Annotated in this window: 12 protein-coding genes; 7 read left to right on the forward strand and 5 right to left on the reverse strand. The window is 32.4% G+C overall.

What is annotated here, in order from left to right; all coding sequences use genetic code 11:
• Window positions 1–48: 48 nt before the first annotated feature.
• The 5 genes from V1T75_RS13740 to V1T75_RS13760 form a co-directional block, all read right to left on the reverse strand.
• Window positions 49–1,899: a DUF3732 domain-containing protein gene (locus V1T75_RS13740; protein ID WP_330489078.1), complete on the reverse strand. Its 1,851-nt coding sequence runs from the start codon at window positions 1,897–1,899 to the stop codon at window positions 49–51.
• A complete protein-coding gene (locus V1T75_RS13745; protein WP_330489079.1) occupies window positions 1,896–2,339 on the reverse strand; it encodes a three component ABC system middle component in 444 nt (147 codons plus the stop codon). The genes V1T75_RS13740 and V1T75_RS13745 overlap by 4 nt, the downstream gene beginning before the upstream one ends.
• Window positions 2,336–3,541 carry a hypothetical protein gene (locus V1T75_RS13750; RefSeq protein WP_330489080.1) on the reverse strand — a complete coding sequence of 402 codons (1,206 nt, stop codon included), beginning with the start codon at window positions 3,539–3,541 and terminating at the stop codon, window positions 2,336–2,338. Before V1T75_RS13750 ends, V1T75_RS13745 begins: the two co-directional genes overlap by 4 nt.
• Window positions 3,542–3,723: 182 nt before the next feature.
• On the reverse strand, window positions 3,724–4,836 hold the full coding sequence (locus V1T75_RS13755; protein WP_330489081.1) for a PIN domain-containing protein: 1,113 nt from the start codon (window positions 4,834–4,836) through the stop codon (window positions 3,724–3,726).
• A gap of 843 nt (window positions 4,837–5,679) precedes the next feature.
• Entirely contained in the window at window positions 5,680–6,267 is a 588-nt protein-coding gene (locus tag V1T75_RS13760) for a 2OG-Fe(II) oxygenase (protein ID WP_125343691.1), read from the reverse strand.
• A gap of 1,130 nt (window positions 6,268–7,397) precedes the next feature.
• Here V1T75_RS13760 and nadC point away from each other — a divergent pair.
• The 7 genes from nadC (at window position 7,398) to V1T75_RS13795 (ending at window position 17,504) form a co-directional block, all read left to right on the forward strand.
• Entirely contained in the window at window positions 7,398–8,258 is an 861-nt protein-coding gene (gene nadC / locus V1T75_RS13765; RefSeq protein ID WP_047790486.1) for a carboxylating nicotinate-nucleotide diphosphorylase, read from the forward strand.
• 84 nt (window positions 8,259–8,342) lie between these two features.
• On the forward strand, window positions 8,343–10,445 hold the full coding sequence (locus V1T75_RS13770) for a M3 family metallopeptidase (protein ID WP_330489082.1): 2,103 nt from the start codon (window positions 8,343–8,345) through the stop codon (window positions 10,443–10,445).
• Entirely contained in the window at window positions 10,446–11,015 is a 570-nt protein-coding gene (locus V1T75_RS13775) for a pentapeptide repeat-containing protein (RefSeq protein ID WP_330489083.1), read from the forward strand. It begins immediately after the preceding gene.
• Window positions 11,016–11,115: 100 nt separating this feature from the next.
• Window positions 11,116–12,051 carry a YihY/virulence factor BrkB family protein gene (locus V1T75_RS13780; RefSeq protein ID WP_330489084.1) on the forward strand — a complete coding sequence of 312 codons (936 nt, stop codon included), beginning with the start codon at window positions 11,116–11,118 and terminating at the stop codon, window positions 12,049–12,051.
• A gap of 178 nt (window positions 12,052–12,229) precedes the next feature.
• Window positions 12,230–13,594 carry a histidine--tRNA ligase gene (gene hisS, locus V1T75_RS13785; protein ID WP_330489085.1) on the forward strand — a complete coding sequence of 455 codons (1,365 nt, stop codon included), beginning with the start codon at window positions 12,230–12,232 and terminating at the stop codon, window positions 13,592–13,594.
• A 47-nt stretch (window positions 13,595–13,641) separates the two neighbouring features.
• Complete coding sequence (gene folE / locus V1T75_RS13790) at window positions 13,642–14,334, forward strand: GTP cyclohydrolase I FolE (RefSeq protein ID WP_330489086.1); 693 nt, start codon at window positions 13,642–13,644, stop codon at window positions 14,332–14,334.
• 314 nt (window positions 14,335–14,648) lie between these two features.
• On the forward strand, window positions 14,649–17,504 hold the full coding sequence (locus V1T75_RS13795; RefSeq protein WP_330489087.1) for a TonB-dependent receptor: 2,856 nt from the start codon (window positions 14,649–14,651) through the stop codon (window positions 17,502–17,504).
• Window positions 17,505–17,507: the final 3 nt, after the last annotated feature.

A 17,507-nucleotide genomic window follows, 5' to 3' on the forward strand; every position in this document is an offset into this window, starting at 1 on the left:
GCAAAACTTACTTTTTTATCTCAGCCTTTTGTTTAAGGCTTGTTATTATTACATCATACTTGTCGGAATTAAGGCATTCCCGTTTTTAAATTCACTATCGACAAGATGGATATTTTCCATATTCTTAAACTGATTCTTCGAAATATGCTCAAATACAATTATTTGGAATTCACTATTATTATTGTTTCTTTCTTGAATAAATTTATCTAATAATTTAAAAGCTTGAGTTATTTTGTAATCATCACTATGGTCTTCATCTAATTTTCTTAAACCATCATCTCCGTAATAAGGTCTACTTGGTTGGTCAATAACTAAAAAAGGAGCTACATAAGGAGATTCATTTTTAAAAATTATTTCGTGCATTGCTAATGAGAAAAATAAATGTAAAAACATATGATTAGAACTACTTCCAACATTTTCATAAAACGTTGTTTTCGGTTTTCTTAATAATAAAGCTTTGTTTTTATAATCAAAAACTGGTAAGAAATCTTTATAGTTTTCCATTGCCTTATCAACGGTTATCATATATTCTCTTATAATTTCTTCTATGAGTTTTATTGTTAACTCTCTTTTTGTCTCTGTGTTAGTAATTACTATTGATTTTAATTCTTCTTCTATTTTTTGTATTTCTTCTTTTACTGAAGTAGATGGAGATGTGTCTGATTTTGAATATAAGCTTATCTTGGCTTTAACTTCACCAATAAACATATATTTTTTCTTCTCATTTTCGAAAATTTTATTCTCTTTGGGTAAGGATTCTAATTTATCTTCTAAAGAAGACAATTGTGAATTTAATTGAGATATTTCGTCTAAAACCTGTTTGTCAATTGGAGTTTTTGTTTTTCTAGCATCTTTTATTTCATTTAACTCGGTTGATAATTGTGAAATAAGAATTTTGAAATTATCTGTCTTAATTATTTTGTCTGCTTCTCTCTGAATAAAAGAAATTGGTTTTAAACTGTCTTCAACATCTATTAGGTTCTTTTTGAAAATAGAATATTCATTAGTAAAATCTTTTAAATTTTTGATTTTCCTCTTAACAATATTTCTTTCTTTTTCTAATTTTGCTCTTTCAATACCTGTTCCAGTTTCTATTACAGCCCCATTTACAACTTCATTTAATTCACCTATTGCTTCTTTTTCAATTGTGTCAGGGTTTATTAAAGAAAATTCTTTAGCCTTTTTAATTAATGCTTTTTGTTCTCGTTCAAAATATTCTGATTTTTTAGATATTTCAGATTCTTTACGCTTTAGTTTTGTTAGTTTCTTTTCTAATTCTACTTTTTTTTCTTTTTTTAGTATGTTTTCTATTTTTTCTATACCAGTTGCGATATCAAAAATTCGAGGTAATGCATCTCTATATCTCGATTCATTTTGCTTATCAAAAAATGTTCCTCGCGAGTTAGTAATAAGGTCTTGAGAAATAGTATTAAACATCAAAAAATATCGTAAAGAAATCTTAGAACCAACTTTAATATTATTACTACCATAACCAGTAGGGAATGATACTGTTTTGTCTATACTAAATTCCGTCTCTATTAGTGATTTTATATTTTCCTCAGTATTGTTTGATTCTGGAATTGTTATTGGAACTTCACCTGTAGATGAAAAATAATACTCACTTGAAACATTCCCTTCAAATAAAGATTTTCTTCCAATGGTGTATTTTTTATCATTTATGTTTAATTTTAAACCATACCAAGAAACATTTTCATTTATAATACTTTCAGAAATTGTTGATTTACTAGAAAAAAAACAATAGTCTATTATTTCTAAAATAGCCGTTTTTCCAGTATTACTATCTCCTGTGATTACATTAACCTTGTTCGGTTTAAACTCTAATTCTCTTTTTTTTCCATTCTTAAGCCAAAGAATTATTCTTTCAATATTATATTTCATAGTTCAATTCTAAGATTTAAGTAAAGTTTTTCAGTGTTTTCATTTAGTAATTTTGATACATTTTGGGAGGCTGAATTTATTTTACCAGCTCTTTTCCCCATAGTTTTTTCAAACTTAAATGGTTGATGGTTTATTAAATTACCATTTTTAATTGCAATGTTATTAGTCTCAATTAAAAGTTGTATTGCATTTAGTGAATTAGCTAACGTATCATAATACCTTTTGTTAAAATTTGAAAATAAAGGAGTTTTTTCAGATATTAATTTTTCAATACTTTTAATTTCTGTTGTTTTTCTTGCTAGATGTGCTGTTAAGGCTTTACTTGTAAATAAAGGCATAATAAGTAGAGCTTTAGATAAAGAGAGCTCTTTAGATAAAGATAAAACAGAGGTTATGGCTATTGATGTAATTCCAATATTGTTGTAATTTTCTAAATTCATTTTTTATGTTTTTTCCAATCCTTTTTCCATCCAATTTTTGGAATATCTGATAAATAATAAAATTCTCCATTACTTAATTCTGTGCCTAATTCTTGTCCATCAATTCTAAGATTTTCTTCTCTTAAGTGATTTATTATATCCAAACTTGAATCATTATTAAAACCTGATTTATTAGTTAATGCTCTAAATTTGTTAGACCATTTTAATATAGCTTCATTTCTATAGTTATCAATCTCTTCTATTGTTATTTCACCTTCTGTATACCATTTAGCTATGTTGTTTTCTAGTTTAAGTTTAAAACGTGTAAATTGAGCCATTAAATCTATATCGTCAATTTTAATATCGTTAATTTCTACTAGCTGTTTAATGAATGTCTGGCTCTCTAGTTTATCAGGTAAATCAATAGTTAGAGGTACAATTTGAAGGCGTTCCGTTCGAGTATTATTAAAGTATTTTCTGTATTTTCTCTGAAAATCTTCAAAACTGATTTGAATTTTATTACCAGTTTTAATTTCTATAAAATTATCTTCTCTTATTCTTGAATCAATTTTTGCGAAAACATCATCAATTTTATTTTTTGGAATTAACTTTGTTTCTATTGCGTCTTTACAGTTTTGAAGTATTTCATCTTCTCCTAGTTCAAAAGTGATTTTTGATATATAATGATTAAGAACATTTTTATCTAAAAGTAAAAATTCGTTAATGTAATTTTTTATTGTGTCATTCTCTGAGTTTTCCTCAAATTCCTTGATGTTTTTGATAAAATGATCAATAGAAATTGTCTTGTTTTTTAGTTGCTCTATATTATCAATAATTTGATTTTTAGAGCTGTGGTTTTTATTACTCCACATTACAAAATGAGATTTATGAACAAATTCCAATTGTGACTTTATTTCTTTTCTGTTGTCATTTTCATCACTTATTACTTTCGCCCAATTAAATAGAGTTTTCCATAAATCAGTGTCAGAGGCAGTCATATTTTTTATGTCACCCTGCTTGTTTTTTTGTATAGAGTGCTTAACTTGATAAAAAATATTAATATCATTTTCTAGTTCAGTGTGGACATCATCTTTTACCTCTAAACCAACAGATTCACCTTTATTAAGGGTTAATAACTTCCACAAGAAAAAGTAGTATTGAAAATCGAATCCAATTGATTTTGTTTCGGCTCCTGTTTTCTCAATATGTGTTTTATTACTCATTAAGTTTCTTGTTTTTTTAATTTAGCCCTAACATGCAAAAAGGGACTAACTTTTCGGATTAACACAGAACCGAATTTTTATATTTTGTTTTTAATTTATTCATTTTAAAAGCCAAATTCAAAATTTGAAGATCTTAGTAAATAGAGAGGGATCTTTTGGTTAAGCACCTAATTAGCTACTTTTTATACATATTGTTGTGCATAGTTTTCATTAACTTTATCTATTTGACAATTAATAATTTCTAAATCATTATTAATTATAATTATCATTGAAAGAGGTACATTAATTGATGCTGATGCCCACATTACCCATTTATTCCAGTTAGAATCTTCTATTGAAAAAGAATGTTCTTCATTCAAATAATAATATTCGTGTTTATCTACAAAAAAATCAATCTCCGCTTCAACTTCAAATTTAACATCAATAATGAATTGATTGTTATTTAACTTTTTCACTGATTCTATTTCTACTTTGTAGTCTTCAGATATACTTCTCACAGTTGGCTCGCTATAGTTTTTAGGGACATCTACATCATACATATGCAATTCTGATCCAACGAAGTTTTCAAATAAGTATTTACTTGTGATTTGTGTTAAATCTAAATCGTAAAATTCACCTGCTTTTAATTTCTCTTCAAAAATTGTTGCTTGTTCAAAGAAAAGTTTCCCTTGTTTATCATTATATTCACTTAGACTTGGGTAGATAACAACTGATTTAGTAGAAAATTCACGTTCTTCTAATTCCTTTAATAATTCTTTATGCGGAATTCGAGTATTGTTTTCGGAAAAATCCTTGTGATTATTTGTTATAAAAACTAATTCAGGAAATGCTACAGCAAGTTCTTCGTCTGTGAGCAAGTTCTTTATGTTTTCCCAAATTAGATTATCTCTATATCCTTTTTCATTAGCATTAAAAGGCTTAGTTTTTTTTATTGCTTTTTTAGCAATAAACTTGTGGCTAACTTTCGGATATGGCAGAATTTGAATTTTATTATCTCTAATTATATTATCAAGATGTATAGCGTATTTTTCAATTGCATCATTTATATTTTGATCTATTAATATTTCACCAATATTTTGTTTAGATAATTTGTTAAACTTATTAAGTTCAGTTTTAATATCGGTTTTAGATTTCTTTAATCTTTGAGAATATTTATTTTTAATTTCATCAATTACAACTTCTGGAATGTATATTTCAATACTTCCGTTTTTAGCACTTTCAAAAAGAATCGTAAAGTTTGTAGATTCCATCCAAAAATCAGCTATTATTATGTTTGAATCAAGTACTATTTTCATTTTGTGTAATTATGCACAACTAGTTTTATGTCAAACGTTACTTCTTTTATCCCGATAAAAGCATGTGATATCATAAAGCTTAGCAATTTTCATACGCTACCAAATATAATAAAACCAATACTTTACTTGAAATAAAGTTATTAACGAGTTATCGCTATTTGTTAATTAATTGTACAATTCCGGCGAACCTAATACAAAGCGTTCATACATTCTTACGGAATCCCATAAGCTCAATTATTTAAGTAATAAAAGTAGTGTTACGTGTCACTAACGACTTTAGATGTAGTAGTCAAGGTCGCTGATATCACGGCATGCTCCGTTGACACCACGGCACGGGTCGCTGATATCACGGCATGCTCCGTTGACACCACGGCACGGGTTGCTGATATCACGGCGTGCTCCGCAGACACCACGGCACGGGTCGCTGATATCACGACATGCTCCGCAGATACCACGGCATGGGTCGCTAATATCACGGCGTGCTCCGCAGACACCACGGCACGGGTCGCTGATATCACGGCATGCTCCGCAGACACCACGGCACGGGTCGCTAATATCACGGCATGCTCCGCAGATACCACGGCACGGGTCGCTAATATCACGGCGTGCTCCGAAGACACCACGGCACGGGTCGCTAATATCACGGCATACTCCGCAGACACCACGGCACAGACCTTTATATAAAAGGCAACTACCGTAACATTGTAAGAGCTTTACGTAGAGGTAAGTTACTAATTACCAGGAGCTAATCGCTAATCGCTAAGAGCTAACAACTAAGCACTAACAACTAATAACTAAAAACCAACAACTAAGCACTAAAAACTAATAACTAAAGACTAACCACTACCTATACGGAGGTCCTGCAACCCAACCCACAATAGACTTACGAACCCCTTTAGTAATAGGGGTAACACGATGCATCATAAAAGAAGGAAAAACAATGATGGTCCCTTTCTCTCTAGGAGCACTTACAATTTTTTGATTCAGCATAAACTGTAAATCACCACCCTCATACTCATCAGGGTCAGATAACTGCATGGAAATACTCAGTTTTCTATCAGAAATTTCACCCGCACCAAAATCCAAATGCCAATCAAAAAAATCACCCTCAGTATAACTAGCCAATTGCAAATTGTTATGAAAACCCAATAAATCAAACCAATATCGCTCGTTATTACACTGAATAGCCAACCCTGCCAATCGGTTGTAAATCCATTCAGTTTCAGGCGTATTTTCAATAAACATCACATCGCTTTTTCTAAGCTCATCATCATAAGTGTCAGATCCGCTAAGCGTAGCCTTAATTTTTTGATTCTCATTCCATAAATTCAAAATTCTATCAGTTTCATGCGGAAGAAATAAACCGTTGTAGTGTACAAACTCAGCAAAATTATGTTTTAACGGAAGACCAAAAGGGTAGTTTATAGCCATGATATAAGAGTAGTTAAAGGTTGAAAGAAAATTTCTTAATCTTTACAACACGTAAGTTTTAAAATTCGGTTAGTTTTTAGAAAGCAAAATATAAAAAACAAACAAGAAGAAGTAAAAAACAGTCGTAAAAGCAAGAAAATAAATCAAGAGTGTCAAATCTGTAGGTGCCTTTAGAGACCAAAAATAGAAAACTGTCAGTTCGAGTGATTTTGAAGTACGAAAATCGTACATCGACTTCGCTCAGTAGAACTATCGAGAACTAATTTAAACGCAATAACTCTTTTTTTCAAGAATAATGCAGTCAAAGCTTTGAAATTCAGTTGTTTTTTAATGAAAAAACAACGCAAAGTTTGACAAATGGTTTTCAGTGAAAACTGAAAAAATCCTAAGGAAAAGTGTCTTTTCTTTTGATTCTTTTCTTTGGACAAGCAAAGAAAACGAATAGATTAAACCAGTTGATGCCTTTAGAGACCAAAAATAGAAAACTGTCAGTTCGAGTGATTTTGAAGTACGAAAATCATACATCGACTTCGCTCAGTAGAACTATCGAGAACTAATTTAAACGCTACAACTCTTTTTCTCAAGAATAATGCATGCAAGGTTTTGAAATTCAGTTGTTTTTTAATGAAAAAACAACGCAAAGTTTGACAAAAGGTTTTCAGTGAAAACTGAAAAAAAACCTAAGGAAAAGTGTCTTTTCTTTTGATTTTTTTCATTGGACAAGCAAAGAAAACGAATAGATTAAACCAGTTTGCCTTTAGATACAAAAATAGAAAACTGTCAATTCGAGTGATTTTGAAGTACGAAAATCGTACATCGACTTCGATCAGTAGAACCATCGAGAACAAATCTAAACACTACAACTCTTTTTCTCGATACAAACTTCACTCATTTCACTCGTAAAATTCACTCGAATTGACAGAATTTTCTCAAAATGCACGATGATATAAAGTGTAAGATAATACGCTAAACAAATACCATACACACAAAGTAGTATAAAATGAAAAACAACCTGTAACAGGTTTAGAATTTTGTTAGTAAAGAAACCGTAAAAATTACACAACAATAAGCAGAGAACTCAAAACAGAGAACTAAAAATAATTGTATTTTTACCTCAACAATTCAATACTATGATTTCACAAGAACAATTTAATAAAGAGTTAGATTTAATTATAGCCAATGCTATTAGAGAAGATATAGGAGATGGAGACCATACCTCATTATCATGCATACCTGCCGAGGCAACAGGAAAAGCAAAACTATTAGTAAAAGACGAAGGAATAATAGCTGGAGTAGAATTTGCCAAAATGGTGTTTAACTATGTAGATGCCGATTTAAAAGTAGAAACGTTGATTAATGATGGTTCACCCGTAAAGTACGGAGATATTGTTTTTTATGTATCAGGAAAATCACAGTCTATTTTAATGGCAGAACGTTTGGTACTAAACGCAATGCAACGTATGAGTGCTATTGCAACCAAAACTAAGTTTTTTGCCAATTTGTTAGAAGGAACCAAAACCAAGGTGTTAGACACTCGTAAAACTACACCAGGAATTCGTGCTTTAGAAAAATGGGCGGTAAAAATAGGAGGCGGTGAAAACCACCGATTTGCTTTATACGATATGGTAATGATTAAAGATAATCACATTGATTTTGCTGGCGGAATTACACAAGCAATTACCAAAACCAAAAAATACTTAGCAGAAAAAGGATTGGATATTAAAATAATTGTAGAAGCACGTAGCCTAGAAGAAATTGAAGAGATTTTACAAAACGAAGGTGTGTACAGAATTTTGATAGACAACTTTAACTATGAAGATACCCGTAAGGCAGTAGCTATGATAGGAGATCAGTGTTTAACAGAATCTTCTGGAGGAATCAATGAAAAGACCATTAGAGAATATGCAGAGTGTGGGGTTGATTTTATTTCGTCTGGAGCCTTAACACATTCAGTATATAATATGGATTTAAGCTTAAAAGCTGTTGATTAATAAAGAATCGTCATTACGAGTGAAACGAAGTAATCTTAACAGGTAATTACGTTCACTTTGTTTAAATACTAAAAAAACAAACCAATGAAAAAACAACTATTACTCATAGCAACGCTAGTAGTAGCTATGTCGTGTAAAACAGAGCAAACTAAAAAAGAAACCACTTCAAACATGGTAGAAAATCCATTATTAGTAAAAAGTTCTTTAGACTTTGGAGCACCAGATTTTACTAAAATAAAGAACGAACACTTTATGCCTGCAATTTTAAAAGGTATGGAAGTTCAAAATGAAGAAATAGCTAAAATTATAGCAAACACAGAAGCACCAACATTTGAAAATACAATTATCGCTTTTGAAGAAAGTAGTAAAACGTTAGATAATGTTGAGGCTGTTTTTTATGCATTAGCAGGAGCACATACAAACGATACAATTAAAGACAATCAAAAAGAATTAGCGCCTAAGTTTTCTAAACACAACGATGAAATTTTATTAAACACTAAGTTGTTTGAAAAAATAAAAGCGGTACACGATAATTTAGAGAATCTAGAATTGGATGCTGAGTCTAAACACTTGGTTAAAGAACAGTATAAAAAGTTTGTAAAAGCAGGTGCTAACTTATCTGAAGAAAAGAAAAACGAGCTAAAAGAAATCAATGCAGAATTAGCAAGCTTATCTAACGACTTCGGAAAAAAGTTACTAGATGCTAGTAAAAAAGGAGGGTTAACGGTTACCGATAAAGAACAGTTAAAAGGACTTTCAGAAGAAACAATTAAAGGTTTAGAGAAAGACGGTAAGTACGAAATCCAACTGATTAATACGACACAACAACCTCTATTACAAACTTTAGAAAATAGAGAAGTTCGTAAAGAATTGTTTGAAAAATCAATTCACAGAACTGATGCGGGTGAGTATAACACAAGCGATTTAGTAAAGAAAATGGCTTCGTTACGTGCTAAAAAAGCACAAATCTTAGGTTTTGACAACTTTGCAAGCTGGAGTTTACAAGGAACAATGGCATCTACACCAGATAAAGTTTTTGAAATGTTCAACGGATTAATTCCGGGGTCGTTATCAAAAGTAGCTGCTGAAACGAAAGAAATTCAAGCAGAAATCAACAAAGAAGGAAACGATTTTACTTTAGCACCATACGATTGGAATCATTTTGCTGAAAAAGTACGTAAGTCTAAATACAACTTAAACGAAGACGAGGTAAAACCATATTTTGAGTTAACCAACGTATTAGAAAAAGGGGTGTTTTATGCGGCTACAAAATTATACGGAATCACCTTTAAAAAGCGTACCGATATTCCTACCTATCACCCAGATGTAGTAGTGTATGAAATCTTTGAAGAAGACGGAAGCAAGTTAGGATTGTTCTACGGAGACTTCTTTGCAAGAGACAGTAAGCGCGGTGGTGCGTGGATGGGAGCTTTTGTAAAACAATCGAAATTAAGAGGACAAAAACCAGTAATTTACAACGTTTGTAACTACCCTAAACCAGCAGAAGGAGAACCAGCATTAATCAGTTTTGATAATGTAGAAACTACGTTCCATGAGTTCGGACACGCGTTACACGGGTTATTCGGAAACCAAAAATATGCATCCATTTCAGGAACAAGTACGGCAAGAGACTTTGTAGAGTTTCCTTCGCAGTTCAATGAAAACTGGTCAACACATCCAGAGGTGTTAAATAACTATGCTTTACATTATAAAACAGGAGAGGTGATTCCAGATGCCTTATTACAAAAAATTAAGAATGCAGGAACGTTCAATCAAGGGTATTCAATTATTGAAAACTTAGCATCTTCTAATTTAGATATGCAATGGCACACTATTTCAGCAGATACAAACATTGAAGATGTAGCTAAATTTGAAGAAGAAGCATTGGCTAAAATGAAGTTGAAGATTGATGAGGTGCCACCAAGATACCGTTCAACCTATTTCGCACATATTTTTAGCGGAGGATACGGTGCAGGGTACTACTCGTATTTATGGACAGAAATGTTAAGTCACGATGCCTACGATTGGTTTAAAAACAACGGATTGTTAACCAGAGAAAACGGTCAGAAGTTTAGAGAGCAAATCTTATCGAAAGGAAACACGATGGACTATGCAGCAATGTATAAAGTTTTCGCAGGAAGAGATCCACAAGCTGAACCAATGTTAAAAGCGAGAGGATTACAATAAATGAATGATTTCTTTGACAACGAAACGTTCACAAAAGTTGATTTTACACTCACGAAAATCAACAAAGGAGAATATGACAGCTGTACGTTTGAGAATTGCAATTTCGAGAACGTACATGCTTCCAATATTGAATTTTTAGAGTGTGAGTTTATCAACTGTAATTTTAGTAATACAGTGGTAAACCACACTTTTTTTAAAGATTGCACTTTTGAAAATTGTAAAATGGTTGGGGTAAAGTTTAACGAATGCAACAACTTTTTGCTAGAAATGAGCTTTCATAACTGCCAGCTAAACTTATCTTCTTTTTACCAATTAAAAATCCCTACTACAAAATTTATAAGTTGTAATTTGCAAGAAGTAGATTTTGTTGAAGCTGACCTAAGTAGAGGTCTTTTTAAAGAGTGTGATTTAAAAGGAGCAATTTTTGATCAGACGAATTTAGAAAAAGCAGATCTTACAACTGCCACTAATTTTGCAATCGACCCTGAAAATAATAGGGTTAAAAAAGCAAAATTTTCCAATGAAAACATAATAGGGTTATTGTATAAGTATGATATTGTGGTGGAGTAAAATTTGAAAGTGAAAAAAGTTTGAAAGATGCAAAGTTGAAAGTGAAAAACGAAAAATTAAAAGCTAATAGCATAGAGCCAAAAGCCAGCAGCTAACAAAAATGACTAAACAAATAGAAGAAAACCTTGAGAAAATTCCAGTAATAAACTGGCTCGTGGCCTTTGGAAAGAAGATTAAAATTCCGGGGTTAGAAGGAATGTCTTTGTACGATGTACTCGAAATGTATGTTATTGGTATTGTAAAAGGAGCATTAACAACAAGGGCAGGAGGGATTGCTTTTAGTTTCTTTATGGCAATCTTTCCATTCTTATTATTCATTTTAACGCTCATTCCCTACATCCCGATTGAAGGATTTCAAGACGGACTACTCTCATTAATGCAAGAAGCGTTACCACCAAAAACCTTTGAAGCGGTAGATTTTGTGATAAAAGATATCATTAACAATCAGTACGGAGGCTTATTATCATTCGGTTTTTTAGCGTCTATCTTTTTAATGACAAATGGTGTAAACGCCATATTTGGTGGGTTTGAATATTCGTATCATGTAACAGAAATGAGAAGCGTTTTTAGAGCTTATGTTGTTTCGTTAGCAGTATCGTTACTCATGTCTTTTTTCTTAATCGTTACCGTAACACTGATTATTTTTTATCAAATAGCACTAACAAGAATCCATAAGTTTGGATGGTTAAATACAGGAGATTTAGATTTGTTTTACTACGGAAGAGGTTTTTTGTTTTTAGTGATGATTTTTACCATTGTATCCCTACTTTTTAGATACGGAACCAAACAAGGGAAAGAAGTGAAATTCTTTTCACCAGGTGCTATTTTAACTACCGTAGTATCCATGTTTACTTTTTATTTATTTGGAATTTATGTAGTAAAGTTTGCGCAATACAACCAACTATACGGTTCAATTGGTACCCTGTTAATTTTAATGTTGTTCGTGTGGTTAAACGCCATAATCCTACTCTTAGGCTTTGAGTTGAATGCTACAATTTACCGTTTAAAACGTAAAAATAAAGCAAGCGCTAAATAACATTATTCTTCATATTTTTTTCGGATATTTGCAGGCTAAAACGCAAAACAAATTACGAATTGTCAATTAACTCCTAATTGAAAAAATCATAATTATACGTTAATGCTTAGTACACTTAGGGCTAACAGCAAACAACTAAAAACTAACAGCTAAGAACTAACGACTAAAAACTAATAAAATGAAACCAGGAATCCCAAAAGGAACAAGAGATTTTTCATCAACAGAAGTAGCAAAGAGAAACTATATTTTCAATACAATTAAACATTCGTTTGAAAATTTCGGATTTCAACCTATTGAAACACCAAGTTTTGAAAACTCTTCTACATTAATGGGAAAATATGGTGAAGAAGGGGATAGATTGATTTTTAAAATCTTGAATTCTGGTGATTATTTGAAGAAAGTAGATGAAAACTTATTGGCAAATAAAGACAGTCAAAAAGTTACTTCAAAAATTTCTGAAAAAGCCTTACGTTACGACTTAACAGTGCCATTTGCACGTTACGTAGTACAACACCAAAACGAAATTACGTTTCCCTTTAAACGCTACCAAATTCAACCAGTTTGGAGAGCGGATAGACCTCAAAAAGGACGTTTCCGCGAGTTTTATCAATGTGATGCCGATGTGGTAGGAAGTACTTCACTATGGCAAGAAGTTGAATTCGTTCAATTATATGATACCGTTTTTAGTAAGTTAGGATTAAATGGTACGACTATCAAAATCAATAACCGAAAAATCTTGTCTGGAATAGCTGAGGTAATTGGTGCATCAGACAAGTTGATTGATTTTACAGTGGCTTTAGATAAGTTAGATAAAATAGGAAAAGACGGTGTGGTTAAGGAGATGTTGGAGAAAGGGATTTCTGCTGAAGCCATTGAAAAAGTGGATCCGTTATTTAATTTTTCTGGAAGTAATCAAGATAAGTTAGCTTCTTTAGAGGCTATGTTACAAGGATCGGAAGAAGGATTACAAGGAGTAGCTGATGTAAGAACCGTAGTTGATAATGTAGAAAGTATTGGGTTAGATTCAGCTAGTTTAGAATTAGAGGTAACCTTAGCTAGAGGATTGAACTATTACACAGGAGCTATTTATGAAGTAGCCGCTCCAGAAGGTGTAAAAATGGGGTCTATCGGAGGTGGAGGTCGTTATGACGACTTGACAGGTATTTTTGGTTTAAAAGATGTTTCTGGAGTAGGAATATCTTTCGGATTGGATAGAATTTACTTGGTGATGGAAGAATTAGGACTGTTTGAAGCAGTAGAATTACCAAAACCGAAAGTATTGTTCTTAAACTTTGACGAAAACGAGAGTTTAGATAAAATAAAAGCCATAAAAACATTAAGACAAAACAATATCAAGTCAGAAATGTATCCAGACGTGGCAAGCAGCAACAATCAGCAAAAAAAGCAGTGGAAATACGCTACCAATAGAGAAATTGAGTTTGTAGTGACCACCGTTGAAAATGGTACGCTTGTTGTTAAAAATATGTCTACAGGAGAGCAAACCACTTGTTCTTTAGACGAATTGATAAATAAAGTGCAGTAAATTACCAACAATGTTGTAAATTTGCGCCCTACTAATTTTAGATAGAAATGTTTGAAGTGAACAACAACAAAATGAATGACGATAGCATAGATGAAATAGGAGAGAACCACATTGGTACATCGGCTAAAACGCCTTTACGTGCAGATGCTTTCGATATTTCTGACAAGGAAAAAATTGAAAAAATTCAAGAGAGCGTTAGAGAAATTCTTGAAACCTTAGGAATGGATTTAACAGACGATAGCATGCAAGGTACTCCTAAAAGAGTTGCCAAAGCTTTCGTAAATGAGTTGTTTATGGGGTTAAACCCTAAAAATAAACCAGAGGCGTCTACATTTGACAATACGTACAAGTATGGTGAAATGTTAGTTGAAAAAAACATTATTGTATATTCAACATGTGAACACCACTTGTTACCCATTATTGGTAGAGCACATGTGGCGTATATTTCAAATGGTAAAGTAATCGGTTTATCTAAGATGAATCGTATTGTAGAGTATTATGCTAAGCGTCCGCAAGTACAAGAGCGTTTAACAATGCAAGTAGTACAAGCAATGCAAGAAGCATTAGGAACACAAGATGTTGCCTGTGTTATAGATGCGAAACATTTATGCGTTAACTCACGAGGAATTAAAGATATTGAAAGTAGTACAGTAACTGCTGAGTTTGGTGGAGCATTTAAAAACAAAGAAACCAAACGTGAATTCTTAGATTACATAAAATTAAACACTGATTTTCAATAGAAAATAAGTTGTAAATAAATTTAAAAGCGCTTTCGAAAGAATGCGCTTTTTTTACTTCTAGTAAAAAAGTATAACAAGAGAACTCTCAACTAAGGTTGAGCGTTTTTTGTTTGTATCCATATCTAAATTAGTTCTCAACTAGTTGAAAAACAGTATTGTTTACGTTTAGTTAAAACTAAAACCTTTGGTGTTAACAATTCTGTTACGCTATAATAGCAATTCGTAAAAGTTTTCTTAATGTTTAAAAGTTTACAAATAGTAAAATAATTTAGTGATTTGCAATATTAATTTTAATAATTGTAAATAATAAACCAATGAATAATTTTAAACTTTTACTAAGTTCACTATTTGTTCTTTTTACATGTAGTGCAGCTTTAGGTCAGGGGGCTACTATTGTTGGAATAGTAAATGATGGAAATTATCCTTTGCCTGGTGCTAGTGTTATGTTGTCAGGAACAACAAAAGGTGTCAACACAGATTTTGATGGAAATTTTGTGTTGTCTAATGTCCAAAAAGGGGAAGTAACCTTAGAAATATCGTACATAGGTTTTGAAACAAAAAGAGTTTCAATTAACACGAATGTAAAGAAAAATGTAGGCGTAATTACGTTAGTACCATCTAACCAAAATTTAGAAGAAGTAATTATTACCTCTTCAGGAAGAAGAAACAGTGAAGCAAGAGCATTGAGTATTCAAAAGAAATCAATGAGTATCATGAATGTGATTGCAGCAGATGGAATAGGGAAATTACCAGACAGAAATGCAGCGGAAACGGTACAACGTATTCAAGGATTATCTATTGAAAGAGATCAAGGAGAAGGACGTTTTGTATCAGTTCGTGGATTGCCACCATTCTGGGCTTCTACAACAATTAACGGAAATCGTATTCCTACCGCAGAAGAAGAAACGACTTCAAGAGCAACGGCTTTCGATTTCTTTCCTTCCGATTTAATCTCATATGTACAAGCAGCAAAAGCATACACACCAGATATGGAAGCTGATGGTATTGGTGGAGGAGTAAACTTTATTACACAAACAGCACCAGCAAAAAGAGTTTTAAACGTAAATGTTGGTGGAGGATATAACGAGAAATCTGGAGCGCCTATTTACAATGCTTCATTAACGTATGGAAATAGAAGTAAAGATGGAAAGTTTGGATTTATTGTCAACGGTTCGTATTGGAATAGAAACTGGGGAACGGACAATTTTGAAGCGAGAAGAAAAGGTGATGAAGGGGTATTTAGAATGGAGTTAAGAGATTACAATGGTGTAAGAATAACCAAAGGGTTAAACGGAGCGATGGAGTATAATTTTACACCAGAGCATAAAATGCACTTTAGAGGAGTGTACGGAACATTGTCAGATACCGAAACACACTATAAGCACAGAGTACGTTTTGATAAGTTCGATTCAGGAACAAACACAGCAAGAGTTGAATTACAAAATATCTACAATGAATTAATTACTGAAATGATTGGTGGTGAAATTGGTGGGAGACATATTACAGGTAATGGTAAGTTTGATTGGAGTATTGCTAATTATAATAATGAATTTAGATACGGCGGAATTCCAACAGAGCAAGACAAGAGCTATTATGTAGTGAAGTTTAAGCAAGATGGCGTAGGAATGAAACCTGAATATTTACAGAATAGACCAGAAGCAGCTGGTGGTGCTGGAGACGATAGAGCTTACTGGAAAGCAGATGGTGGATTGTTAGACTATAACGATACAGATGCTTTATTTGGTTTCTTTAGCGATCCTTCATTTAAAATGGATGCATCTCAAATGTCATTTGCAGATTTAGAGTTGTATAAAATATCAATTAAAGAGCGTGATAATATTGTAGCGTCTTTAAATTATGAGCATACTTTTAATGACAACTTTAAAATAAAAGTAGGTACAAAATATAGAGATAAAGATCGTAGAGCTAAGTTTGAGGACGTGTATTATGGTTGGGATGAAGTAAACGCAGGAACCACACCTAATTTGTCAGAGTATTCTCAAAATATCATAGAGCAACCAGGGAGAGCAGATTATTTGAAAGAAATGGGGGCTAATATTCAGGCTACTTTCGGTCCAGTATTATCAGAACAAGGAATGGTAAACTTCTGGAAAAACAATAAAAATAACCTAACTGTTTTAGAAGGAGATTCAGAAATTTTACAAAACGGTGGAGGTTTAGGAAGAAACTTTAATGTAGATGAAACTCACTTATCATTCTACGGAATGGGAACCTTAAAATTATCAGACCAATTCACGGTATTGGGAGGTTTACGAGCTACCAAAACAGAAACAGAGGTAAACGGTTATGTTTGGGATGCAGATCAAAGTCAATTAAATGCTGTAAGAAATGTAAAAGATTATTGGGCAGTATTGCCAATGTTACATGTAAAATACTCACCAAAAGCTGATGTAAACATTCGTTTTGCTGCAACAAGAAGTTTCTCAAGACCCAATTTTGGAGATATCGCTCCAGGAGGTACTTTCATTTCATTTGATAACGAGTTTAAAGGAGGGAATCCAAACTTAAATCCTACATTCTCATGGAACTTTGATTTATTAGGAGAGTACTACTTTAAAAACGTAGGAGTAATAAATGCAGGGATTTTCTATAAATCAATTACAGATCCTGTATTCAACGATACATATCAAGGTACTTACAACGGAAATACAGGAGTAGAGTTTAGTACACCTGTAAATGGAGCTGACGCTTGGATTGGTGGTATAGAATTAGGAATTAACAAACGATTTGATTTCTTACCAGGATTCTTACAATACTTCGGAACTCAGTTAAATGCAACATTTATGGATTCTGAAATGACAAAACCAAGTGGAAGAAAAGTATCTATTGCATACCAAGCCAAGACCTTATTTAATGCACAATTATTCTTTGAAAAAGGAGGATTCAATACACGATTAGCCTACAACCACAAAGGAAGCTATGCCATTGGGTTTGGAGAAAGAGATATTGATGATATTTACTATGGAAAATACAATACACTAGATTTTTCAGCCTCATATCAAATAGGTAAAAACTGGACCATTTTTACAGATGTAAATAACCTATTAAACAATCCCTTAATCTATCATTATGGAAAAACTGAAGACCGTCCTAAGCAAGTAGAATTCTACGGTATAAAAGGAAGCATCGGTGTAAAGTATAACCTGTAATGA

This window comes from Tenacibaculum sp. FZY0031 (assembly GCF_036350695.1).
Lineage (GTDB): Bacteria > Bacteroidota > Bacteroidia > Flavobacteriales > Flavobacteriaceae > Polaribacter.